This window comes from Micromonospora sp. R77 (assembly GCF_022747945.1).
Lineage (GTDB): Bacteria > Actinomycetota > Actinomycetes > Mycobacteriales > Micromonosporaceae > Micromonospora.
The window spans coordinates 7,029,409-7,052,805 of sequence record NZ_JALDST010000001.1 but is presented as its reverse complement, the minus strand read 5'-3'; the positions used below and the strand labels follow the sequence as shown (position 1 = coordinate 7,052,805).

The 23,397-nt window shown below is 73.0% G+C and carries 23 protein-coding genes; 13 read left to right on the top strand and 10 right to left on the bottom strand.

Translation table 11 applies throughout. The annotated features are described in order from the left end of the window. Positions 1-111: 111 nt before the first annotated feature. Genes MRQ36_RS32510 through MRQ36_RS32500 form a run of 3 tightly spaced genes read left to right on the top strand, consistent with a single transcriptional unit; the run spans position 112 to position 3,198 of the window. Positions 112-2,667 (top strand): ATP-dependent Clp protease ATP-binding subunit, encoded by a 2,556-nt coding sequence (locus MRQ36_RS32510; RefSeq protein WP_242800734.1) that lies wholly within the window; start codon positions 112-114, stop codon positions 2,665-2,667. A gap of 13 nt (positions 2,668-2,680) precedes the next feature. Further along, a complete protein-coding gene (locus MRQ36_RS32505; protein ID WP_242800732.1) occupies positions 2,681-2,848 on the top strand; it encodes a hypothetical protein in 168 nt (55 codons plus the stop codon). Beyond that, a complete protein-coding gene (locus tag MRQ36_RS32500; protein ID WP_242800730.1) occupies positions 2,848-3,198 on the top strand; it encodes a DUF3140 domain-containing protein in 351 nt (116 codons plus the stop codon). The genes MRQ36_RS32505 and MRQ36_RS32500 overlap by 1 nt, the downstream gene beginning before the upstream one ends. 51 nt (positions 3,199-3,249) lie before the next feature. Here the strand turns inward: MRQ36_RS32500 and MRQ36_RS32495 are convergent, their stop codons facing one another. The 3 genes from MRQ36_RS32495 to MRQ36_RS32485 form a co-directional block, all read right to left on the bottom strand. Next, entirely contained in the window at positions 3,250-3,486 is a 237-nt protein-coding gene (locus MRQ36_RS32495; RefSeq protein WP_242800728.1) for a hypothetical protein, read from the bottom strand. Between the two features lie 19 nt (positions 3,487-3,505). Next, on the bottom strand, positions 3,506-4,501 hold the full coding sequence (locus MRQ36_RS32490; protein WP_242800725.1) for a LysR family transcriptional regulator: 996 nt from the start codon (positions 4,499-4,501) through the stop codon (positions 3,506-3,508). Between the two features lie 107 nt (positions 4,502-4,608). Continuing rightward, a complete protein-coding gene (locus tag MRQ36_RS32485) occupies positions 4,609-5,226 on the bottom strand; it encodes a hemerythrin domain-containing protein (protein WP_242800723.1) in 618 nt (205 codons plus the stop codon). A gap of 184 nt (positions 5,227-5,410) precedes the next feature. Between MRQ36_RS32485 and MRQ36_RS32480 the strand changes: the two genes are divergently transcribed. Both MRQ36_RS32480 and MRQ36_RS32475 read left to right on the top strand, forming a co-directional pair. Then, the gene (locus MRQ36_RS32480) at positions 5,411-6,739 is read left to right on the top strand and encodes a M20/M25/M40 family metallo-hydrolase (RefSeq protein ID WP_242800721.1); all 1,329 of its coding nucleotides are present in this window, start codon (positions 5,411-5,413) and stop codon (positions 6,737-6,739) included. Between the two features lie 60 nt (positions 6,740-6,799). Next, on the top strand, positions 6,800-7,456 hold the full coding sequence (locus tag MRQ36_RS32475; RefSeq protein ID WP_242800719.1) for a hypothetical protein: 657 nt from the start codon (positions 6,800-6,802) through the stop codon (positions 7,454-7,456). An 82-nt stretch (positions 7,457-7,538) separates the two neighbouring features. On the opposite strand, the gene MRQ36_RS32470 is transcribed toward MRQ36_RS32475, so the two are convergent. Together MRQ36_RS32470 and MRQ36_RS32465 are read right to left on the bottom strand one after the other, a co-directional pair. Next, positions 7,539-7,730 carry a DUF5703 family protein gene (locus MRQ36_RS32470; protein ID WP_212836622.1) on the bottom strand — a complete coding sequence of 64 codons (192 nt, stop codon included), beginning with the start codon at positions 7,728-7,730 and terminating at the stop codon, positions 7,539-7,541. A 138-nt stretch (positions 7,731-7,868) separates the two neighbouring features. Beyond that, positions 7,869-8,840, bottom strand: coding sequence for an aldo/keto reductase (locus MRQ36_RS32465; RefSeq protein WP_242800717.1), 972 nt, complete (start codon positions 8,838-8,840; stop codon positions 7,869-7,871). Positions 8,841-8,998: 158 nt separating this feature from the next. Between MRQ36_RS32465 and MRQ36_RS32460 the strand changes: the two genes are divergently transcribed. Next, positions 8,999-10,051 (top strand): LLM class F420-dependent oxidoreductase, encoded by a 1,053-nt coding sequence (locus MRQ36_RS32460; RefSeq protein ID WP_242800715.1) that lies wholly within the window; start codon positions 8,999-9,001, stop codon positions 10,049-10,051. Beyond that, on the top strand, positions 10,048-10,884 hold the full coding sequence (locus MRQ36_RS32455) for an undecaprenyl-diphosphate phosphatase (RefSeq protein WP_242800713.1): 837 nt from the start codon (positions 10,048-10,050) through the stop codon (positions 10,882-10,884). The genes MRQ36_RS32460 and MRQ36_RS32455 overlap by 4 nt, the downstream gene beginning before the upstream one ends. A 124-nt stretch (positions 10,885-11,008) precedes the next feature. On the opposite strand, the gene MRQ36_RS32450 is transcribed toward MRQ36_RS32455, so the two are convergent. Next, a complete protein-coding gene (locus MRQ36_RS32450) occupies positions 11,009-11,596 on the bottom strand; it encodes a hypothetical protein (RefSeq protein WP_242800711.1) in 588 nt (195 codons plus the stop codon). A 603-nt stretch (positions 11,597-12,199) separates the two neighbouring features. On the opposite strand from MRQ36_RS32450, the gene MRQ36_RS32445 reads away from it, so the two are divergent. The 4 genes from MRQ36_RS32445 to mshC all read left to right on the top strand — a co-directional run bounded on the left by MRQ36_RS32445 (position 12,200) and on the right by mshC (position 15,733). Then, on the top strand, positions 12,200-12,913 hold the full coding sequence (locus MRQ36_RS32445; protein WP_242800709.1) for a histidine phosphatase family protein: 714 nt from the start codon (positions 12,200-12,202) through the stop codon (positions 12,911-12,913). 109 nt (positions 12,914-13,022) lie between these two features. Then, positions 13,023-13,613, top strand: a complete 591-nt coding sequence (locus MRQ36_RS32440; protein ID WP_242800707.1) for a DUF3090 domain-containing protein — start codon at positions 13,023-13,025, stop codon at positions 13,611-13,613. Further along, complete coding sequence (locus MRQ36_RS32435; RefSeq protein WP_242800705.1) at positions 13,610-14,428, top strand: SCO1664 family protein; 819 nt, start codon at positions 13,610-13,612, stop codon at positions 14,426-14,428. The genes MRQ36_RS32440 and MRQ36_RS32435 overlap by 4 nt, the downstream gene beginning before the upstream one ends. Positions 14,429-14,494: 66 nt before the next feature. Then, complete coding sequence (mshC, locus tag MRQ36_RS32430) at positions 14,495-15,733, top strand: cysteine--1-D-myo-inosityl 2-amino-2-deoxy-alpha-D-glucopyranoside ligase (RefSeq protein WP_242800703.1); 1,239 nt, start codon at positions 14,495-14,497, stop codon at positions 15,731-15,733. Positions 15,734-15,763: 30 nt separating this feature from the next. Here the strand turns inward: mshC and MRQ36_RS32425 are convergent, their stop codons facing one another. Together MRQ36_RS32425 and MRQ36_RS32420 are read right to left on the bottom strand one after the other, a co-directional pair. Continuing rightward, positions 15,764-16,555 carry a GntR family transcriptional regulator gene (locus MRQ36_RS32425; RefSeq protein ID WP_242800701.1) on the bottom strand — a complete coding sequence of 264 codons (792 nt, stop codon included), beginning with the start codon at positions 16,553-16,555 and terminating at the stop codon, positions 15,764-15,766. A gap of 98 nt (positions 16,556-16,653) precedes the next feature. Then, positions 16,654-17,034 (bottom strand): helix-turn-helix domain-containing protein, encoded by a 381-nt coding sequence (locus MRQ36_RS32420; RefSeq protein WP_242800699.1) that lies wholly within the window; start codon positions 17,032-17,034, stop codon positions 16,654-16,656. Between the two features lie 93 nt (positions 17,035-17,127). Here MRQ36_RS32420 and MRQ36_RS32415 point away from each other — a divergent pair, with 93 nt between their 5' ends. Next, complete coding sequence (locus MRQ36_RS32415) at positions 17,128-17,763, top strand: FMN-dependent NADH-azoreductase (RefSeq protein ID WP_242800697.1); 636 nt, start codon at positions 17,128-17,130, stop codon at positions 17,761-17,763. 71 nt (positions 17,764-17,834) lie between these two features. Here the strand turns inward: MRQ36_RS32415 and MRQ36_RS32410 are convergent, their stop codons facing one another. Then, positions 17,835-18,704, bottom strand: coding sequence for a PAC2 family protein (locus MRQ36_RS32410; protein WP_242800695.1), 870 nt, complete (start codon positions 18,702-18,704; stop codon positions 17,835-17,837). 260 nt (positions 18,705-18,964) lie between these two features. Between MRQ36_RS32410 and metH the strand changes: the two genes are divergently transcribed. Beyond that, a complete protein-coding gene (gene metH / locus MRQ36_RS32405) occupies positions 18,965-22,480 on the top strand; it encodes a methionine synthase (RefSeq protein ID WP_242800693.1) in 3,516 nt (1,171 codons plus the stop codon). 72 nt (positions 22,481-22,552) lie between these two features. On the opposite strand, the gene MRQ36_RS32400 is transcribed toward metH, so the two are convergent. Beyond that, positions 22,553-23,284: a hypothetical protein gene (locus MRQ36_RS32400; RefSeq protein WP_242800691.1), complete on the bottom strand. Its 732-nt coding sequence runs from the start codon at positions 23,282-23,284 to the stop codon at positions 22,553-22,555. Positions 23,285-23,397 lie beyond the last annotated feature (113 nt).

Here is a 23,397-nt window from a genome sequence, read left to right as displayed (position 1 = left end):
CTGCCACCCCGGGGAGTTTGTCGCGCCGACCGCCGGGTAGCCACCGCCGACCGTGCCGCGCCCGCGGTGTCGCCCCGGCGACCGTGCCGCGCCCGACTGCGGAGGACAGAGATGATGGGACCCGGTGACTTCGGCTCGGACCCGTGGGACGAATTCCTGGCCCGCTACTTCGGCCGGGGCGAGGGGGGACGGCGGCCGGCGCACCGGGTCGACATCACCCGGCTGATGACCGCCGACGCCCGGGAGATGCTGGCCGACGCGGCCCGCCGGGCTGCCCAGAAACACAGCAACGACCTGGACACCGACCACCTGCTCTGGGCGGCGCTGCAACGCGAGCAGCTGCGCGACCTGGTACGCCGCGCCGGCGCCGACCCGGACACCCTGCTCAACGCCCTCGGCGGGCGCGGCGACGGGGCGCCCCGGGGTGAGGTGCCGCCCAACCTGTCGCTCACCCCGGCGGCCAAGCGGGCCCTGCTCGACGCCCACCAGCTGTCCCGGGCGATGGGGGCGAACTACATCGGCCCCGAGCACATCCTGATGGCGCTGCCGCTCAACCCGGAGTCGCCGGCCGGCCGGATGCTCGCCGCCGGCCGGATCCAGCCGGAGTCGCTCCAGGCGGCCAGCGCCGAGCGGGGCCCGATGGCCGGTCCCAGACCGGACCGCGGCACCCCCACCCTCGACCAGTACGGCCAGGACCTCACCGACCTGGCCCGCAACGACCAGATCGACCCCGTCATCGGCCGGGCCGACGAGATCGAGCAGGCCGTGGAGATCCTGTCCCGGCGGACCAAGAACAACCCGGTGCTGATCGGGGAGGCGGGCGTCGGCAAGACCGCCATCGTGGAGGGGCTGGCCGAGCGGATCTGCGACGGCGACGTGCCGCAGACCCTGCTCGGCAAGCGGGTGATCCAGCTCGACCTGGCCGGCCTGGTCGCCGGCACCCGTTACCGCGGCGACTTCGAGGAACGGCTGAAGAAGGTGATCGACGAGATCCGGGCGCACCGGGAGGAGCTGATCATCTTCCTGGACGAGATCCACACCCTGGTCGGCGCGGGCGGCGCCGGCAGCGAGGGCGGCATGGACGCGTCCAACATGCTCAAGCCGGCGCTGGCCCGCGGCGAGCTGCGGGTGATCGGGGCGACCACGCTGGACGAGTACCGGCGCAGCATCGAGAAGGACGCCGCGCTGGCCCGCCGCTTCCAGCCGGTGCTGGTGCCCGAACCGACCGTCGAGGACACCGTCACCATCCTGCGCGGCCTGCGCGACCGGTACGAGGCGCACCACCAGGTCCGCTTCACCGACGAGGCGCTCGTCGCCGCGGTGGAACTCGCCGACCGGTACGTCACCGACCGGTTCCTGCCCGACAAGGCCATCGACCTGATCGACCAGGCCGGCGCCCGGGTCCGGCTGCGCACCCGGACCCCGGCCTCGGACGTGCGGGAGCTGGAACAGCAGCTCGACGACGTACGCCGGGACAAGGAACAGGCCGTCGCCGACGAGCAGTACGAGCGGGCCTCCGCGCTGCGCGACCGGCTCGGCGAACTGGAGGAGCAGATCCGGCGGGCCCAGGGCGAGGGTCCCGACACCTCCCAGGTGCCCGCGGTCGGCCCGCAGGAGATCGCCGAGGTGGTCTCCCGGGCCACCGGCATCCCGATCAGTCAGCTCACCGAGGAGGAACGGGACCGGCTGCTGCGGCTGGAGGGACACCTGCACGAGAAGGTGGTCGGTCAGGAGGACGCGGTCAGCGCGGTCGCCGAGGCGGTGCGCCGTTCGCGTACCGGGCTGGCCGACCCGGACCGGCCGATGGGCAGCTTCCTCTTCCTCGGCCCGACCGGCGTCGGCAAGACCGAGCTGGCCCGGGCCCTGGCGGAGGCGCTCTTCGGCGAGTCCGACCGGATGGTGCGGGTCGACATGAGCGAGTTCCAGGAGCGGCACACCGTCAGCCGGCTCGTCGGTGCCCCGCCCGGCTACGTCGGCTACGAGGAGGCCGGCCAGCTCACCGAGGCGGTCCGCCGCCGCCCGTACGCGGTGGTGCTGCTGGACGAGATCGAGAAGGCGCACCCGGACGTGTTCAACATCCTGCTCCAGGTGCTCGACGAGGGGCGGCTCACCGACAGCCAGGGCCGGACGGTCAACTTCCGGAACACCGTACTGATCATGACGAGCAACCTGGGCGCGGAGCTGATCACCGGCACCCAGCGCGCGGTGGGCTTCGGCGCGGGCGAGCCCGGCACCGAGCGGGAGACCGACGAGCTGCGCGAGCGGCTGACCCGCCGGCTCCAGGAGACCTTCCGGCCCGAGTTCCTCAACCGGATCGACGAGACGATCATCTTCCGCCGGCTGGAGGCCGAGCAGCTGCGCCAGATCACCGGGCTGCTGCTGGAGGAGACCCGGCGCCGGCTGCACGCCCAGGACATCCGGGTGGAGTTCACCGCCGCCGGCGTCGACTGGCTCGCCGAGCACGGCTACCAGCCGGAGTTCGGGGCCCGGCCGCTGCGCCGGGTGATCCAGCGGGAGGTCGACAACCGGCTGTCCCGGATGCTGCTGGAGGACCGGCTCTCACCCGGCCAGCAGGTCACCGTCGACGCGCGGGACGGACAGCTCGCCTTCGACGTGGGCGCCGGTGACCGCGACCACACCGCGGCCACCACGTCCCACCCGCGATGAACGGGAGGCCGAGATGACCGAACCGGAGGAGACCCGGGAGGACACCGAGCGCAGCGAACCGATCGTCGCGCCGCCGACGGCGAACCCGTCCCGGGTCAAGGTGCCGCCGGAGGGGCTCAAGCAGCAGACCGACGAGGGCGACCCGACGCCGTCCGGGCCGCCGGCCGAACAGGAGGCGTGATGGTACGCGAGAAGCGGCTGGATCCCGAGGTCGAGGTGATCTGGGACGACTTCCACGCCCAGGTGAACGTCCCCTCCGAGCAGCTGCGGCAGTGGCTGCTCACCCGGGGGTCGGGCGAGGAGGCGTTCGGCCCGGACCCGGACCTGAACCTGCCCGAGCCGGGGCGGCAGATCCTGCACGTGCTGAGCAAGCGGAAGGTGGACCTGACCCCGGAGGACATCGAGGTGATGCGGGAGGCCGTCGACCGCATCCAGTCCCTGGTGGAGTCGAAGCCGCAGCGGGGCAACGCCGACGACGAGTGGCGGCACTCCCTGCTCGACCTCGGCCACGACGTCCTCGTCGAGCGCTGACCACGCGGACGGCACCCGGGGTGTCCGCCCCGGGTGCCGTAGCCGTGCGCGCTACTCGGATTCCAGGCTGGGCAGTTGGAGGCCGGCGGCGTCGGCGGCGGCCTGCCGGTCGGTGAGGGTGCGCTCCTCCCGGCTGAGCAGGGTGGCGTACTCGGTGATGTCGGCCGGGTCGGGCACCTCCGGCAGCCGGCGCAGGAACGCCTCGACGTCCCGGGCGGCGGCGGTGTGCGCGGCGGCCGCCCGGCGCAGCAGCTCCCGCTGGTCGACGGCGGTTCGGGGATCGGTCATGGGGGACAGATACCCGCCGTCAGGCGGTTCGCACCCCGCCGCCAGGCCCGGACCCCCACGGCTGGGCGCCGAACCCCGGGTGCCGCAGCAGCCAGGCCAGGTAGTCGGGGTGCGGGGCCAGCGAATCGGTGTACGCGGCCAGCGCCGTCTCCAGCACCGTCTCGGCGACCCGGGCGGCCGGTGCGTCCGGGTGCCAGCCGAGCAGCAGCCGCCAGCGCAGCGGCGTACCGGCCAGCCGCCGGGTGACCAGCCCGCTGACCGGGCGGAAGGTGGCCTGGCACAGGGCCACCGCCGCACCGGCGTCGACCAGGTCCATGCAGCCGCGGACGTCCGTCTCGTACACCTTGCGCGGGGTGAAGCCGGCGCGGGCGCAGGCGGCGGCAAAGCAGTCGCCGAAGCAGCCGTCGCCCGGCGCCGCCACCCACTGCTCGCGGCGCAGGTCCACCAGCCGCACCTCGTCCCGGTCGGCCATCGGGTGGGTCTGCGGCAGCAGCACCAGGACCGGGTCCACCGCCACCTCCCGCCAGCTCAACCCGAACTCCGCCGACGGGCTGGAGTCCCCGCACACCCCGGTGAGCGCGAAGTCGAGCCGGCCACCCGCCACCAGCTGCGACAGCTCGTCGACCGACCAGGAGGCGTACGTGGTGATCTGCGCCTGCGGCTGCTCGGCGGCGAGCCGGTGCACCAGCCGGCCGAGGATGGGGCTGTTCACCCCGCCGAACCGGTAGCGGCCCAGCGCGTCGTCGGCGCCGGCCAGCCGGGCCGCCTCGTCCTGCAGGCCCTTCATCGCCGGCAGCAGCACCCGGGCCCGGGCCAGCACCAGTTCCCCCAGCGCGGTGGGCCGTGCGCCCCGGCGGTCCCGTTCGAACAGCGGTCCGCCCAGGGTCCGCTCGATCCGCTGGAGCTGAGCGGTCAGGGCCGGCTGGGCCAGGCCGAGCGTCGAGGCCGCCTTGGTCACGCTCCCCGTCTCCGCGATCGCGCAGACCACCCGCAGGTGTCGCAGCTCCAGATTCATAGGGTGACCGTAGGGCCACGCAGCGGTCGGCGGAAGGCCCGGACGGGATCGGCCTTCCCCGATGCCTGTCCGACCGGTGCATCGGCTCTGCCCGATGCGTGTCCGGCTCAGGCCTTCGGTCGGGGCTCCAGGTCGCTCAACTGGGTCCGGCGGCCGGTCACCGCGTCCCGCAGCTTGTCGACCACACCCACCGCCGGCTCCACGATCTTGTTCCAGGGCGGGGTGGCCGGGGTGCCCGGGTGCGGACGGGTCGGTGCGGCCTCCTCGGCGATCTGCCACCGGTTGCCCAGCCGGATCAGCTCCGCGTCGGTGGCCACCTCGCGCAGCGGGGTGACCAGCGCGGCGAGCCGGCTGACGTGCCGCCGGACCCGCTCGGCCACCTCGGCCAGCGCCGGGTCGTCCGGCCCGGACAGTCCCTTCAGGGCGGTGAGCAGCGCGGCGTCCGCCTCGATCTCCCGGTCCACCAGCTCGGCGCTGGCCGGCACGGCGGCCCGGACGGCGGGGAAGAGGTACTGCTCCTCCGCGGACAGGTGCCGGGACACCGCGGCGGTCAGCACGTCCAGCACCTCCCGGCGGCGCGGCGCCGGCAGGCCCGGGTCGGTGACCTGGTCGGCCAGTTCGCCCAACTGCCGGTGCTCCCGGCCCACGATGTCGGCCAGGCTGCGGCCACCGGGACGGTAGGTGTCGTCGGCGGCGGGCGGCAGCGGGGGCAGGGGGACCGTCATGGTGCCCTCCTCGACTCGAGTGGCCGGCGGAACCCGGCGGACCGGCGGGCGGTGCGGGGACGCAGCGGCGGTACCCGGACGCCCGTCGCGCGAAACTCGGCCGGACACCGGCCGGCGGTCGGCCGTACCGCAACCAGCCGGACGGGGCGCACCGCCGGCCGCCCCCGGCTGGTATGAAGGGCCCATGACGAGCGACGCCGCTTCCGCCCGACCGGACCCGACCGACGAGGTCGTCGACCTCTGCCGCGACCTGCTGCGGATCGACACCACCAACACCGGGGACAACGACACCAGCGTCGGCGAACGGCGCGCCGCGGAGTACGTCGCGGAGAAGCTGGCCGAGGTCGGCATCGACGCCCAACTGCACGAATCGGCGCCCGGCCGGGCGAACCTGGTCGCCCGGATCCCCGGCACCGACCCCGGTCGGGACGCGCTGCTGGTGCACGGCCACCTCGACGTGGTCCCCGCCGACCCCGACGAGTGGACGGTGCACCCGTTCTCCGGCGAGATCCGTGACGGCTACCTGTGGGGCCGCGGCGCGATCGACATGAAGGACTTCGACGCCATGGTGCTCGCCGTGGTACGCGGCTGGCAGCGCGCCGGCGTCCGTCCGCAGCGGGACGTGGTGCTCGCCTTCACCGCCGACGAGGAGGCCGGCAGCGACTACGGCGCCCACTTCCTGGCCCAGCGGCACCGGGACCTCTTCGACGGCTGCACCGAGGCGATCGGCGAGGTGGGCGGCTTCTCCTACTCGGTCAACGAGTCGTCTCGGCTCTATCTGATCGAGACCGCCGAGAAGGGCATCGACTGGCTGCGGCTGCACGCCAAGGGCCGGCCCGGGCACGGGTCGTTCATCCACGACGACAACGCCGTCACCGCGCTCGCCGAGGCGGTGGCCCGGATCGGCCGGCACCGCTTCCCGGTCACCGTGACCGACACCGTCCGGGCCTTCCTCGAGGAGGTCTCCGAGGTGCTCGGGGTGGACGTGGACCCGGACGACCCGGAGGCCGCCATCGCCGAGCTCGGTCCGATCGCCAACATCATCGGCGCGACGATCCGGAGCACCGCCAACCCGACCCGGCTGGCCGCCGGCTACAAGGACAACGTGATCCCCGGCCGGGCCACCGCCACCATCGACTGCCGCAGCCTGCCCGGCCAGTCCGAGCTGCTGGAGGCGCAGTTGCGCGAGCTGGTCGGCCCGGACATCGACATCGAGTACATCCATCGCCAGCCGGCCCTGGAGACCACCTTCGACGGCGATCTGGTCGAGGCGATGTCGGCGGCGCTGCGCGCCGAGGACCCGGGCGCCCGTCCGGTTCCCTACATGCTCTCCGGCGGCACGGACGCCAAGGCCTTCTCCCAGCTCGGCATCCGCTGCTTCGGCTTCGCCCCGCTGCGGCTGCCCGCCGACCTCAATTTCTCCGGCCTGTTCCATGGCATCGACGAGCGCGTCCCGGTGGACGGGCTACAGTTCGGCGTGCGGGTTCTCGACCGGTTTCTCCGCAGTTGCTAACCGTGTCCACGGCGTCACCGCCGGCGCGGATCCTCCCCCATCGCGAAGGGACTGCCTCACATGACCGACCAGCACGGTGAGCTGGACGCCGCCCTCGAGCGGGTGATCGACGCGGCCCGTGCCCACCTGGCCGCCGTTCGCGCCGCCCAGGGCCGGATCGACGACGACAACGTCTGGCAGGCGTACGTCGCCCTGAACAACGCCTCGTTCGCCTACGACGAGCAGCTGCTCGACGCCTTCGGCGAGGTGACCCCGTGGGACGTCGAGTCGATCGACCCGGACGAGGCCGACGAGCGCTTCGGCGGTGAGGGCGTCGAGGCGACCGACCCGCACCCGCGGGTCATCTCGGTGCGCCAGCGCCGCGACTACCGGGTACCGAGCGTGGCCGCCCTGCTGCGGGTGGCCGAGGCGGCCCGCCGCGAGGGCACCCCGGAGGAGGACGAGCCGGCCCCCGTCGAGGGGGTCGGCGAGGCCGTGCTGGAGCTGCTGCAGAGCGGCGACGGCTCGCTGAGCGCGCTGGACGTGCCGGAGCTGGAGCCGCTCGACGGGGTGGTCATGGTCAGCGAGGTCGGCACCCCGGTCGACCTGGAGTCGTTCGACGACGACGACCCGGTGGGCCCGTTCCAGCCGGCCGCCGACGACCGGCTGGTGGGCCGGCTCGACGAGCACCCGTTCCTGGAGCTGGACTCCGAGCACGACCACGACCACGCCCACTAGGCCGTGACGCCCCCGGGGCCCGACCGTTGCGGTCCGGGCCCCGGGGGCGTCGGCGTCCACCCGGGTACGGCTCGCGCCGCGCTCAGTACGACAGACCCGGCTGCGGCTGGTTCACCAGGCGGCGGCGCAGCATGACCTGCCGCGTGCCGTCGCGGTACAGCCGCACCCGGGCCAACTCCCAGCCGGAGAACTCCGCCTGGATCGCCAGCTGCGCCGCGGCGGTGAGCCGGTCGACATTCGAGGGCAACCGCAACGGCGCGTATTCGTAGTCCATACGATCCATGCTGCCCAGCCAGGCCGTGCTTCGCCACCCCCCGACGGTGATCCGGGTCGCCTCCCGCCGGTCGTCGCGCCCCTTCCGGGCGGTCCCGTCGGGTTCCCGCCGGTCGCCGCCCTCCCGTGCCGCCCGGTCTCAGCCGTCCCGTTCCGGGTAGCCCACCGGCACCGCCGAGACGTCGTCCAGCGCGGTGACGATCTCCTCCGGCAGGGTCATCCGCTCCACCTGCAGCGCGCCGAGGAGCTGCCCGACCGTGCGGGCCCCCAGGATCGGGGCGGTCACCCCCGGCCGGTCCCGGATCCAGGCCAGCGCCACCTCCAGCGGCGACACGCCCAGCCCGCCCGCCGCCGTGGCCACCGCCTCCACGATGCTCGAGCAGCGCGGCTCCAGATACGTCGCGACGAACCGCTCGAAGTGCGGCGACGCGGCCCGCGAGTCCGCCGGCCTGCCGTGCCGGTACTTCCCGGTGAGCACCCCCCGGCCCAGCGGCGACCAGGGCAGCACACCCAGCCCCAGCGCCTCGCAGGCGGGCAGCACCTCCCGCTCGACGCCCCGCTCCAGCAGCGAGTACTCCACCTGGGCGGCCACCACCGGGGCCCGGCCCGGCCAGGCCGCCTGCCAGGCCGCGGCCCGGGCGGTCTGCCAGCCGGCGAAGTTCGACACCCCCACGTAGCGGGCCCGCCCGCTGGTCACCGCGTGGTCCAGCGCGGAGAGGGTCTCCTCCAGCGGGGTGTCCGGGTCATACCCGTGCACCTGCCACAGGTCGACGTGGTCGGTGCCGAGGCGCCGCAGCGAGGCGTCCAGGGTGCGCAGCAGGTGCCCCCGCGAGCCGTCCCGCCGCCGCCCGCTGCCCGGCCGCAGCCCCGCCTTGGTGGCGATCAGCAACTCGTCGCGGGGGACGAGGCCGCCCAGCAGCGAGCCGATCACCGACTCCGCGTCGCCGTCGGCGTACACGTCGGCGGTGTCGACGAGGTTGCCGCCCGCGTCGAGGTAGCTCTTCAGCTGGGCGGCCGCGTCATCGGCGTCGGTGTCCCGGCCCCACGTCATGGTGCCGAGCGCGAGCCGCGAAACCGCCAGCCCGCTTCGGCCGAGCGGTCGCTGTTGCATGGGTGAACCTTATTTCGATCGCGGCGTCACGGATATCCTCGCCCGCAGTCAACTTCCTGCCCGTCAGCTGTGACGCGTTCGAGGTGAGCCGGTGGTCCGCCGCCCCACCCGCATTGCGTAGCCTGGTGCGACCTGTGGTGCGGACAGTGGGAGGACCAGTGCGACTCGGGCTCAGCCTCGGATACCAGACGGCGTGGAGCACGCCCGCCGACCACCTGGCGCTCGCCCAGGAGGCGGATCGGCTCGGCTACTCGGTGGTGTGGGCGGCGGAGGCCTACGGCTCCGACTCGCCCAGCATGCTGGCCTGGATGGCGGGCCAGACCGAGCGGATCGACGTGGGCAGTGCCGTGATGCAGATCCCCGCCCGCACCCCGGCGATGACCGCGATGACCGCGGCCACCATCGACGCCCTCTCCGGCGGCCGGTTCCGGCTCGGTCTCGGCGTCTCCGGCCCGCAGGTCTCCGAGGGCTGGCACGGGGTCCGGTTCGCGAAGCCGCTGGCCCGCACCCGGGAGTACGTCGACATCGTCAAGCTGGCGATCGCCCGCAAGGAGGTCGCGTACGACGGTGAGCACTACACCCTGCCGCTGCCCGACGGGCCGGGCAAGGCGCTGCGGCTCGGCTTCCATCCGCCGCGCGAGCACATCCCGATCTACCTCGCCGCCGTGGGCCCCAAGAACCTGGAACTCGCCGGCGAGATCGCCGACGGCTGGCTCGCCGTCTTCTACGCCCCCGAGTTCGCCGACGAGCAGCTCGCGTCCGTGTCCGCCGGCCGGGCGAAGGCCGGCAAGGAACTGGCCGGCTTCGACGTGGTGCCGTCGGTCCCGGTCGTGGTCGGCGACGACATCGCCATGTGCGCCGAGCTGGTCCGCTGGTACGCCGCCCTCTACGTCGGCGGCATGGGCAGCCGGCAGCAGAACTTCTACAACCAGCTCGCCACCCGGATGGGCTACGGCGACGCCGCCCGCGAGGTGCAGGACCTCTACCTGGCCAAGCGGCAGCGCGACGCCGCCGCCGCGGTGCCGATGGAGTTCATCGACCGCACCTCGCTACTCGGACCGAAGGAGCGGATCGCCGAGCGGATGCGGGAGTACGCCGCCGCCGGCGTCACCACCCTGTCGGTGACCCTCTTCGTGGCGGACCGGGACAGCGGTGTGCAGACCCTGCGTACCGTGGCCGAGGCGCTCGACCTGTCCGGAGTCGGCGAGTGACCTGGGTCGAGGCCATCGTCCTGGGCATCGTCCAGGGGCTCACGGAGTTCCTGCCCGTCTCGTCGTCGGGTCACCTGCGGATCACCTCGGCCATCTTCTTCGGCCGGGACGCGGGCGCGTCGTTCACCGCCGTCACCCAGTTGGGCACCGAGGCCGCGGTGCTCATCTACTTCTTCAAGGACATCTGGCGCATCGTCCGTACCTGGTTCCTCGGGCTGCGGGACCGCTCGGTCCGCAGCAGCCTCGACTACCGGATGGGCTGGTACGTCATCGTCGGCACCATCCCGATCGGCGTGCTCGGTCTGCTGTTCAAGGACACCATCCGCGAGGGGGCGCGTAACCTCTACCTGATCTCCTTCACGCTGATCTTCTTCGCCCTGGTGCTGGCCTTCGCCGAGTACTGGGGGCGGCAGACCCGGACGCTGGAGAACTTCCGGATGCGCGACGGCATCATCATGGGCTTCGCCCAGGCCATGGCGCTGATCCCCGGTGTCTCCCGGTCCGGCGGCACACTGACCTTCGGCCTGCTGCTCAACCTCACCCGGGAGACGGCGGCCCGGTACTCGTTCCTGCTGGCGATCCCCGCCGTGGTGCTGTCCGGCGTGTTCAGCCTCGGCGACGTCTTCCAGCCGGCCGAGCCGGGCACGGCGGCACCGACCGTCGCGCAGATGGTCGTCGCCACCCTGATCGCCTTCGCGATCGGGTACGCGGCCATCGCCTGGCTGCTGCGGTACGTCGCCCACCACACCCTGTACCTCTTCGTGCTGTACCGCGTGGCGCTGGGCACCCTGGTCCTCTGTCTACTCCTCACCGGCACGATCAGCGCCACCTGAGGTGTAAGGAGGGGCCCCTTGTTAACGCCTGCTGTCTAGAAGGGAACCCTTCTCACAGTGCGCATGCCGTTGGCCGGCACCCCGGATGTTCGGGGTGCCGGCCAGCGGCGGTTTGCTCGTTGGGTCAGCTGTTCCAGTGCTGGGCGACCAGGTCGGCGGCCTGCTGCTCCCACTGGGCGTACGCGTCCGGGTAGGCGGACACCTGCACGGTCTGGGCGGCGTCGGTCAGGGGCATGTCCTGCCACCCGTCGACCTGCTTGAGGCCCTTGAGGAACGCGAGGGTGGAGTGCTCGGGGTCGGTGATCTGCTCCGGGGTGCCCCAACCCGAGCTCGGGCGCTGCTGGAACAGGCCCAGCGAGTCGTGGTCGTTGGCGTCGCCGAGGTGGCCGAGGTTCTCCAGCTTCGACTCCTGCAGGCTCGTGGCGATCGAGATGACCGCGGCCCGCTCCGGCAGGCCGGCCTTCTTCGTGGCGGCGATGATCGCCTTGGCGTTCGACACCTGCTCGCCGTTCAGGTCGATCTTCGACTGGCTGCCCTGCACACCATGCGGGACCAGCTTCGACGTGTCCGGCTTGTCAGCCTGCACCACCGCGACCGGCTTACCGGCCGTCACCGGAGTGTCGGCGTGAGCGGCGATCGGACCGGCGAACACACCACCGGTGAAAGCCAGACCAGCAATACCCAGCACGCTCTTCCGCAGCATCGTGTTCATGAGAGGTAGCTCCATTCGGGGGTCGGCGCACCATCCGCAGGGGGACGCGGACGGACGCGAGCACCGTCAGGCGCCCAACACGCACAAGGGGAAAGTCTTCGGCCGGCGGGCTCGCGGGGCGGGGGCCTCTTCGCGGCGCCGGGACCATGTGTAACGACCGGCCGGCCACCCGCATTCCGGGGCCGGGCCCGTCCACCAGGCCGGGGTTCGGCGGTGGTACTCGGTCGTACGGGGACTGTAACGACCCCGCCCGCGCCAGGATTCCGGCCTGACGATGCCCCCGGTCACACCCCGAACCGGACACCCCACCAGCCGGCGACAGGTGGGCCGCTGCGAGGCCACGGGTCAATCGGACACCCCGCCTGAAATGGCCCAGCAGCGAAAACCACCGTGCACCCCGGGTGACGCCGCCGCGGCGACATGAACCGGACCCAGCCGCCCAACTCGTCCGCGGCACCGCCCGATCCCCACCCGGCACCCCCGACACCGCGCGGCGCTGCGTGGAGCGTGGGGCGTGGGGCTGCCCGTACCCGAGGAGTGGGACCGGGCGCGGCGGCGGCACGGCCGCGACCGGCCACCCCGCCCGGACCCCCAGGCCCTAGGGTGGTCAGCGTGGCGACCCTTCTGCTTCTGCGACACGGCCGGACCACCGCGAACGCCGACGGCGGCCTGGCCGGACGCCAGCCGGTCGAGCTGGACGACACCGGTCGCGCCCAGGCCGGTGCGGTCGGCGAGCGGCTGCGGGGGCTGCCGCTGGCCGCGGTGCTCACCAGCCCGTTGATCCGCTGCCGGCAGACCCTGGAACTGGCCCTGCCGCAGGCCGAGCCGGTGGTCGAGGAGGGGCTGATCGAGTGCGGGTACGGCAGCTGGGAGGGGCAGCCGCTGAAGAAGCTCGCCAAGGAGCCGCTCTGGCCGGTGGTCCAGCAGCACCCCAGCGCGGCGGTCTTCCCCGACGGGGAGTCGATGGCGGCGATGTCGGCGCGGGCGGTGGCCGCGGTGCGGGCCTGGGACGCGCGGATCACCGCCGAGCACGGGCCGGAGGCGGTCTGGTTGGCGTGCAGTCACGGCGATGTGATCAAGGCCATCGTGGCGGACGCGCTCGGCGTACACCTGGATCTCTTCCAGCGGATCGTGGCCGACCCGGCGTCGGTGACGGTGATCCGCTACACACCGATGCGGCCGTTCCTGGTCCGGCTCAACGACACCGGCGGGGACCTGGCCGGGCTGGTGCCGCCGCCGCGCAAGCGGCGCCGGCGGGCGGCCCGGCCGGCCGACTCGGACGCGGCGGTGGGCGGGGGCGCGGGGGCGGCCCGGTGAGCGGTGCCGCCCGGCGCGGGCGCTGCGGCGGGCGCCGGTGTTTCGCCTTCGGCGGAACCGGTGTCGGTGCGGTGCGCGACCGTTCCACCCGCCGGATAGGGTCGTACGTATGACCCACCAGGTGCACGCCTTCGAGCCGCCGGAGCGGTTCGTCGCCGGGACCGTCGGCCCGCCGGGGGAGCGCACGTTCTTCCTGCAGGCGCGGGGCGGTGGCCGGCTGGTCAGTGTCGCGCTGGAGAAGGTCCAGGTCTCCCTGCTCGCCGAGAAGCTGGAGGAACTGCTCTCCGAGGCGCAGCGCCGGTTCGGCGTGGACCTGCCGGAGGCGGCGCCGGTGGTTGGCGACAACGACCCGCTGGACACCCCGGTCGACGAGGAGTTCCGGGTCGGGACCCTGGGCCTGGCCTTCGACGTGGACACCGCCACCGTGGTGATCGAGGCGATCGCCGTGGGCGAGACCGAGGTCGAGGTCGAGCTCGGCGGGCCCGATGACGAGGAGGACGGCGACGAGGGCGAGGAGCCGGAGGAGCCGGACGAGGACCTCGACCGGCTCCGGGTGCGGCTGACCCCGGAGGCCACCCGCGAGTTCATCGAACGGGCCCGTCGGGTGGTCAACGCGGGTCGTCCGCCGTGCCCGCTCTGCGGCCAGCCGCTGGATCCCGCCGGACACCTCTGCCCGCGGCACAACGGTTACCACCGGTGACGTCGTCCGACCTCCGACCCCGCCAGGATGGTGCCGACGCGCTGCGGCTGCTCACCGAGGGTGAGCTCGACCTGGAGGGGCGGCTGGTCGACGCCTCCAACACCACCCTGCGCGCCGTCCTCACCCTCGACGGGGTGACCGCCCGGTGCGTCTACAAGCCGGTACGCGGCGAGCGGCCGCTGTGGGACTTCCCGGACGGCACGCTCGCCGGCCGGGAGGTCGCCGCGTACCTGGTCTCCCGCGCCTCCGGCTGGGACCTGGTGCCGCCGACGGTGCTGCGGGACGGCCCGTTCGGTCCCGGCTCGTGCCAGCTCTGGATCGACGAGCCGGAGGAGGCGGAGCCGCTGGTCGGGTTCGTGCCGGCGGACGCGCTGCCGCCGCGCTGGTTCCCGGTCGCCGCGGCCCGGGACGACGACGGCACGGCCTACGCCCTGGCGCACGCCGACGATCCGCGGTTGGCCCGGTTGGCCGTCCTCGACGCGGTGCTCAACAACGCCGACCGCAAGGGCGGCCACGTGCTGGTCGGCCCGGACGACCGGATCTACGGCGTGGACCACGGTGTGTGCTTCCACGTCGAGCAGAAACTGCGCACCGTGCTCTGGGGGTGGGCCGGCCGGGAGTTGCCGCCGGACGCCGTGGAGATGCTCGACGCGCTGGCCGGTCAGGTCACCGGCGCCCTCGGCGAGGAGTTGGCCGACCACCTGACGATCGGCGAGGTCGTCGCGCTGGCCGACCGGGTCGACCGGCTGCGCCGGACCGGCCGGTTCCCGCAACCGCCGGAGGACTGGCCGGCGATGCCCTGGCCACCCATGTGAGCGCTGTCGTGTTGATCACCCGAGGGGTTGCTCCCGGTGGCCTGACGGATCGTTAGGCTGGCGTTCATGGAGTCTTGGGTGGGACACGAGGTGCCCCGGCTGCCGGGCGACGGCACCACACTGAACCTGTACGACTCGGCGCGTCGCGGCCCGCATCCCAGCCGGCCCGACGGCGCCGCCTCGATGTACGTCTGCGGGATCACCCCGTACGACGCCACCCACCTCGGTCACGCCGCCACCATGATCACCTTTGATCTGGTGCAGCGGATGTGGCGGGACGCCGGCCTGACCGTGCGGTACGTGCAGAACGTCACCGACATCGACGACCCGCTGCTGGAGCGCGCGGCCCGCGACGGCGAGGACTGGAAGGTCCTGGCGATGCGGGAGACGGCGCTGTTCCGGGAGGACATGGAGGCGCTGCGGATCATCCCGCCCGCGCACTACGTCGGCGCGGTGGAGTCCATCCCGGACATCGCCGAGAAGGTCCTCGTGCTGCTCAAGGAGGGGGCCGCGTACCGCCTCGACGACGGCACGGGTGACGTCTACTTCGACGTCAGCGCCGCGCCCCGGTTCGGCTACGAGTCCAACCTGTCGCGTGAGCAGATGTTGGAGATCTTCCCGGAGCGGGGCGGTGACCCGGACCGGGCCGGCAAGCGTGACCCGCTCGACCCGCTGCTGTGGCGCGGCGCCCGGGAGGGCGAGCCGTCCTGGCCGGGTGGCGACCTGGGCCCGGGGCGCCCCGGCTGGCACATCGAGTGCACGGTGATCGCGCTGAACCTGCTCGGTGAGCGGATCTCGGTGCAGGGCGGCGGCAACGACCTGCTCTTCCCGCACCACGAGTGCTCCGCCGCGCACGCGGAGCGGCTCACCGGCGCCGTGCCGTTCGCCGACCACTACGTGCACGCCGGCATGATCGGCCTGAACGGCGAGAAGATGTCGAAGTCCCAGGGCAACCTGGTCTTCGTCTCCCGGCTGCGCGCCGACCGGGTGGACCCGATGGCGGTCCGGCTGGCGCTGATGAGCGGGCACTACCGCAGCGACCGCTCGTGGACCGACGAGCTGCTCGCCGAGGGGCAGGAGCGGCTGGCCCGCTGGCGCCGGGCCGCCGCCGCGCCGGCCGGCCCCGCCGGGGCGGAGCTGCTGGCCGGCGTACGTGAGCGCCTCGCCGACGACCTGGACACGGCGGGTGCGCTGGCCGTGGCGGACGCCTGGGCCGAGCGGACCCTCGCCGGCGTGGCCGACGACGCGGACGCCCCGAAGCTCTTCGCCGACACCGTCGACGCCCTGCTCGGCATCCGGCTCTGACGACGCCGGGCCGGGCGGGCGGATCCCGGCTCAGCCCAGCACCAGGCCGGGATCCGGCTCCGGTTCCGGGGCGGGCGCCGGGATCCGGTACTCCTCGGTGAGGGTGGTCATCGGGCCGGGCCAGGTGGCCTGGGCGACCTCGATCGGCTTGCGGTGCGCGTCGTACGCGACGTGCAGCAGGTGCAGCACCGGCGTGTCGGGGCGGATCTGGAGCAGCTCCGCCTCCTCCCGGCTGGGCTGCCGCGCGCTGATGGTGTCGGTCGCGGTGACGTACCGGCGGCCGGTGGCCTCCTCGGCCTCCTGGTAGAGGGGGCGGCCGAACGCCTCGGCACGTTCCAGCGAGGTGCCGGCGGTGTCGGCGGGGAGGAACCAGGACGCGCCCACCTCGACCGGGGAGTCGTCGGTGCGGACCAGGTGCCGACGGCAGAGCAGGTCGGTGCCGTCGGACACGCCGAACGCGTCGGCGACCTCGGGCGGGGCGGGGGAGCGGCCGACGGAGACGAGCTGCTGCTTGTACCGGGCGGCCAGGTCGGTGTGGTAGCCGCGGAAGCCGCCGTACCGGCCCCGGGCGAGGCGGTTGAGCCGCCGCCGGGTGCCGCGGACGTACGTACCGGAGCCGGGTTTGGTGATCAGGATGCCCTCGACCCGCAGCTGGTCGACGGCGCGCTGGACGGTCTGTTTCGCGACGCCGAACATCTCGGCGATGGCCGGGATGGACGGCAGTCGCTCGCCGGGTGCCCAGTCGCCGCGGCGGACCTGGGCCTTGAGCTGCGCGGCGATCTGCCGGTGCGGGAACTCGGCCGCGCCCGGGTTGATCTGCATGCCCGCCTCCTCATGACAGCTAGGTTCCTAGGATGCCCTACGGGGTGTGTCGCGCGGAAGACCGACACGCCGGCCTGCCGAGGTGAGGGTGCGGGATCTCAGGGGGCGGTACGCCGACAGCTGTCGAGGCGTCCGGGCCGGTCGCCCAGGTCGCCGATCCGCCACCGGCTCGTCCAGTTCTGGAGTTCGTCGAAGAGCGGGCGCAGCGCCTCGCCCTTCGCGGTCGGGCGGTAGGTGGCGTGGCCGCTGCCGTCGTCGGTGCGGCTGATCACGCCTTCACGCTCCAGTTCGGCGAGGCGTTCGGTGAGCAGCCGGTCGGAGAGACCCGGCACGGCGCAGCGGATCTGGCCGAAGCGCAGGCCCGGTCGGGCCAGCAGCACACGGAGCACGGACGCGGTCCAGCGTCGTCCCAGCATCTCCATGGCGTGCTGGACATAGGGGCAGTAGCCGGCCGCGTCGGGAGTGACGTCGGAAGTCACCTGGACAGCATACCTTGACTTACCTTTCGTAAGTACTTACGTTTGGTAAGTGCCTGCGGGTCGGCCGCCGGCGACTGTCGAAAGGACCTGTCCGTGTCTGTCAACGGCTTCCACCACGACCCCGCACCGATCCGGATCCTGCGGGTCGACAGCAGCGGCCGGTACGGCGACTCCCTCAGCCGCCGGCTCACCGGTCGGCTCACCGACGCACTCACCCGGCAGCACCCGGACGCCACGGTGGTCGACCGGGACGTCGCCCAGGGCGTGCCCTTCCTCACCGAGACCACCATCGCGGCCAGCTTCACCCCGCCGGCGGACCGCCACCCCGGCCAGGCGCAGGCGCTCTCCACCTCCGACCACCTGGTCGCCGAACTCCTCGCGGCGGACTACCTGGTCATCGGCGCGCCGATCTACAACTTCTCGGTGCCGGCCACGCTCAAGGCGTACTTCGACCAGGTGGCGCGGGCCGGCGTGACCTTCAGCTACTCGCCGGAGGGCCCGACCGGGCTCGTCACCCGGGTACGGACCGCCTACGTCGTGCTCACCAGCAACGGCGTGCGGCTCGGCTCCGAGGCCGATCACGCCTCGGCGTTCATCCGGCAGTTCCTCGGCTTCCTCGGCATCACCGACGTGCGCTTCGTCGACGGCACCGGACTGCTCTTCGGCGGCCACGGCCACGAGGAGCAGCTCACCGCCACGGTCGACGGTCTCGTCCCGGTCGCCGCCTGAGTCGTGCCGCAGCGGCGCCGGCGGTGCTCGTCCCGCCGGCGCCGGCCGGGGTCACCGGCAGCGGTACGCGGTCACCAGGAGCCGGCGGTGGGGCCGGCCGAACCGCCCCGGCGGCGCAGGTACTTTTCGAACTCCTGGGCGATCTCGTCACCGGTCAACGGGGTGATCCCCGCGTCGCCGACCCGCTCCTCCAGCTCGCGGACGTACTCGCCCAGCTCGGCGTCCTGCTCGGCGGCGCTGCGGACCCGCTGCTCCCACTCGGCCGCCTCCTCCGCCAGGTCGGCCATCGGCACCGGCAGGTCGAGCACCTCCTCGACCCGGTGCAGCAGCGCCAGGGTCGCCTTCGGGCAGGGCGGGTTGTTGGCGTAGTGCGGCACGTGCACCCAGAACGACACCGCGTCGACCTCGGCGCGGGTGCAGGCGTCGTGCAGCACCCCGACGATGCCGGTGGGGCCGTCGTAGCGGGTGGGGGTGAGCTGGTAGCGCTGCGCGGCCTCCGCGTCCGACGCGCTGCCGCTGATCGGCAGCGGCCGGGTGTACGGCACGTCGGCCAGCAGCGCGCCGAGCAGCACCACGCGTTCGACCTCCAGGCTGTGGCAGATCTCCAGCACCTGCTCGCAGAAGGTCCGCCAGCGCATGCTCGGTTCGATGCCCCGGATCAGCACCACGTCCCGTTCGGTGCCCTCCGGGCTGGCCACCATGAACCGGGTGGTGGGCCACTCGACCCGGCGGGTCTCGCCCTCGGCCATGGTGATCGTGGGCCGGCTCACCTGGAAGTCGTAGAAGTCCTCCGGGTCCAGCTCGGTCACCTGGCGGGCCTGCCAGACCTGCTCCAGGTGCTCCACGGCGGCGGTGGAGGCGTCCGCGGCGTCGTTCCAGCCCTCGAAGGCCGCGATGGCCACCGGGGACCGCAGCACCGGCAGCCCGTCGAACTCGGTCACGCCGTCACCTCACCCTGCTCGTCGGGGGCGGCCCCGGGACGGTGCCCGGTCGTCCGCCCGCCGTGCACGGTGGCGTCCCTGATGTCCTTCACGTCTGTCAGCCTACGTGCCGGGGCGGCGGGCGGCCCGTCGGCCGCGCCGGTCACCGGCCCGACCCGTCGGCCGAAGCAGACGAACCGGACACGGTGATCCGGCTGACAGTATGTGGGAAGCCGAACGTGCGGTAACCAGCACTCGGGTGATCGCACTAACCTGGCTCTGTGCGGACTTCGTTGCTGGATGTGCTGGCCGACCGGATCCTCATCGCAGACGGGGCCATGGGCACCATGCTGCACGCGGCCGACCTCTCCCTCGACGACTACGAGGGGCTGGAGGGCTGCAGCGAGATCCTCAACGTGAGCCGCCCGGACGTGGTGCGCGGCGTGCACGAGGCGTACCTCGCCGCGGGGGCGGACTGCGTCGAGACCAACACCTTCGGCACCAACCTGCCCAACCTCGGCGAGTACGGCATCGCGCACCGGATCCGGGAGCTGGCCGAGGCCGGTGCCCGGATCGCCCGGGAGGCGGCCGACGCGCACAGCACACCGCAGCGTCCCCGGTTCGTGCTCGGCTCGATCGGGCCGGGCACCAAACTGCCCACCCTCGGGCACGCCGCGTACGCGAGCCTGCGGGACGCGTACCGGGAGAACGCCGCCGGCCTGATCGCCGGCGGGGCCGACGCGCTGATCATCGAGACCTCGCAGGACCTGCTCCAGGTCAAGGCCGCCGTGGTCGGGTCGAAGCGGGCGATGGCCGAGCTGGGTCGGGTGGTGCCGATCATCTGCCAGGTCGCCATGGAGACCACCGGCACCATGCTGCTGGGCAGCGAGATCGGTGCGGCGCTGGCCGCGATCGAGCCGCTCGGGGTGGACCTGGTCGGGCTGAACTGCTCCACCGGGCCGGCGGAGATGGGCGAGCACCTGCGCTACCTGTCCCAGCACTCCCGGGTGCCGCTGTCGGTGATGCCGAACGCGGGCCTGCCGGTACTCACCGCCGACGGGGCGTACTTCCCGCTGACCCCGGTGGAACTGGCCGACGCGCTGGAGCGGTTCGTCGCCGACTACGGCGTCTCCCTGGTGGGCGGCTGCTGCGGCACCACCCCGGAGCACATCCGGGTGCTGGCCGAGCGGCTGCACGGCGCCACCCCGGTCGCCCGTGCGCCGCAGCACGAGGCCGGCGTCTCCTCGATCTACCACCCGGTGCCCTTCGCCCAGGACGCCTCGGTGCTGATGGTGGGGGAGCGGACCAACGCCAACGGCTCCAAGGCGTTCCGCGAGGCGATGCTCGCCGCCGACTGGCAGGCCTGCGTGGAGATCGCCCGCAGCCAGGCCCGGGACGGCTCGCACCTGCTGGACCTCTGCGTCGACTACGTCGGCCGGGACGGCACCCAGGACATGCGCGAGCTGGCCGGCCGGTTCGCCACCGCCTCCACCCTGCCGATCATGCTCGACTCGACGGAGCCGCCGGTCATCGAGGCCGGGCTGGAGATGCTCGGCGGGCGTTGCGTGGTCAACTCGGTCAACTTCGAGGACGGCGACGGCCCGCAGTCCCGCTACGCCCGGATCATGCCGGTGGTCAAGGAGCACGGCGCCGCCGTGGTCGCCCTGCTCATCGACGAGGAGGGCCAGGCCCGCACCAGGGACTGGAAGGTACGCGTCGCCGCCCGGCTGATCGACGACCTGACCGGCCGGTGGGGGATGGACCGGTCGGACATCCTGATCGACGCGCTGACCTTCCCGATCGCCACCGGCCAGGAGGAGACCCGTCGGGACGGCATCGAGACGATCGAAGCGATCCGGGAGATCGCGGCCCGTTACCCGGGGGTCAACTTCACCCTCGGCATCTCCAACATCTCGTTCGGCCTGAACCCGGCCGCCCGGCAGGTGCTCAACTCGGTGTTCCTGCACGAGTGCGTGCAGGCCGGGCTGACCTCGGCGATCGTGCACGCCAGCAAGATCCTGCCGATGTCGAAGATCCCGGACGCGCAGCGTGAGCTGGCCCTCGACCTGGTCTACGACCGGCGCCGCGAGGGCTACGACCCGGTGCAGCGGTTCATCGAGGCCTTCGAGGGGGTGGACGCCGCTTCGGCGCGGGCCACCCGGGCGGAGGAGCTGGCCGCGCTGCCGCTGGACGAGCGGCTCAAGCGCCGCATCATCGACGGCGAGCGCAACGGCCTGGAGGCGGACCTGGACGCGGCGATGGCCGGTGGCCGGGCCCCGCTCTCCATCATCAACGACATCCTGCTGGACGGGATGAAGGTGGTCGGCGAGCTGTTCGGCTCCGGGCAGATGCAGCTGCCGTTCGTGCTCCAGTCGGCCGAGGTGATGAAGACCGCGGTGGCCTATCTGGAGCCGCACATGGAGACCGCCGAGGACGGCGGCAAGGGCCGGATCGTGCTCGCCACGGTCAAGGGCGACGTGCACGACATCGGCAAGAACCTGGTCGACATCATCCTGTCCAACAACGGCTACGAGGTCGTCAACATCGGCATCAAGCAGCCGATCAACGCCATCCTCGACGCCGCCGAGGAGCACAAGGCCGACGCGATCGGCATGTCCGGGCTGCTGGTCAAGAGCACGGTCATCATGAAGGACAACCTGGCCGAGATGGCGTCGCGCGGCGTCGCGGAGCGCTGGCCGGTCCTGCTCGGCGGGGCGGCGCTCACCCGGGCGTACGTCGAGGACGACCTGCGGTCGATGTTCCCCGGCCAGGTGCACTACGCCCGCGACGCGTTCGAGGGACTGTCCCTGATGGACCGGGTGATGACGGCCAAGCGGGGTGGGGCGCCGGTGATCGACCCCGAGCGGGAGGCCGCGCTGGCGGCCCGGCGTGCCCGACGGGAGCGGCAGCGGGCGATGGTCAGCGAGGCGCTGCCCGAGCTGGACGACGCGTCGGTCCGCTCCGACGTGGCCGCCGACGTGGCGGTGCCCACCCCGCCGTTCCTCGGCACCCGGGTGGTCAAGGGGGTGCCGCTGGCCGACTACGCGGCACTGCTCGACGAGCGGGCCACCTTCCTCGGCCAGTGGGGGCTGCGCGGTTCCCGCGGTGGTGAGGGCCCGTCGTACGAGGAGCTGGTGGAGACCGAGGGGCGGCCCCGGCTGCGCTACTGGCTGGACCGGCTGATCGCCGACCAGGTCCTGGAGGCGGCCGTGGTCTACGGCTACTTCCCCGCGTACGCGGAGGGCAACGACCTGGTGGTGCTCGACGAGAGCGGCAACACCGAGCGGGCCCGGTTCTCCTTCCCCCGGCAGCGGCAGGAGCGGCGGCTGTGCCTGGCCGACTTCTTCCGGCCGAAGGGCGACGAGCTGGACGTGGTGGCGTTGCAGCTGGTCACCGTCGGGCAGCCGATCAGCGAGTACACGGCGAAGATGTTCGCCGCCAACTCCTACCGGGACTACCTGGAGGTGCACGGCCTGTCCGTGCAGCTCACCGAGGCCCTCGCCGAGTACTGGCACCGCCGGATCCGGTCGGAGCTGGTGCTGCCGGGTGGTCGTACGGTCGCCGACGACGACCCGGCGGACCTGGCGGGCCTGCTGCGTACCGACTACCGCGGCTGCCGGTACGCGTTCGGCTATCCGGCCTGCCCCGACCTGGAGGACCGGGCGAAGATCGTGGAGCTGCTGGGGGCGGAGCGGATCGGGGTGCGGTTGTCGGAGGAGTTCCAGCTGGAGCCGGAGCAGGCCACCGACGCGATCGTGGTCCACCACCCGGAGGCCAGCTACTTCAACGCCAAGTGACCGTCGCGGCCGCTCCGACCTGAGCTGGAGCCTCCGGAACGGCTCTGAGTCGGATGATCATGCCCGCTCCGGTCATCGCCGCCGGGCTGTCGCGCTCTCCGGGGCCGACCGCTTCCAGCGGGCCGCGCCGAGGGCGTTCAGGCCGACGCCCCAGATCAGCAGGACGGCGAGCCACTGCGCCCAGGCCGCCGCGTCCATCCGACCGGAGAGCAGGTTGCGGACCGAGGCGTACGGGGTGAAAGCCTGGGCGGGCCGCAGCACGTCGACCGCACCGAGCACGGCCCAGCAGCCCAGCGGCAGCACGATGGTGGCGAGGAACGCCAGAACGGTCGACCGCAGCAGCAGACCCAGCCCGGTGCCGACCAGCATGGCGACGACCTGCACCAGTACGCCGCCCAGCGCGATGGTGCCGGCGTGCCGCCACGGGTCCGGGGCGGTGCCCGACGGGGCGAGCGCGAGCGCGCCGACACAGGCGAGGGTGCCGAAGACGCCAACGGCGGCGGCCAGCAGGATCCCCGCCAGCAGCGTGGGGGCGAGCCTGGTCGTCCGGGGTGCGCGGCGCAGGTCGTGGACCAGCAGGATGCCGATGAGCGGCACGGCGACCGACATCAGGCTCTGCACCAGGTCGGCCAAGGAGGCGAGGGTACGGTCACCGGGCGGCCCTGCCGCGCCCAGCGCCACCGCGGCTGTCAGACCCAGCAGCAGGGTGCCGGCGAGCAGGTATTTCCGGCGTCGCGTCCCGGCGGCACGGCGGAGGGCGTCGAGAGTCGACTCCGGCCCGATTGCCTCGGTGTTCCGTTGCATGCGTACCCCCTGAACGTCGCTTCCCGTCAGGCTCCCGGTCGGGGCGGGGCGGCGCTGTCCCGTACGGCGGATCGTGCCCGAACCGTGCCCGGCGCGGCCGTCCGGTGCCGACG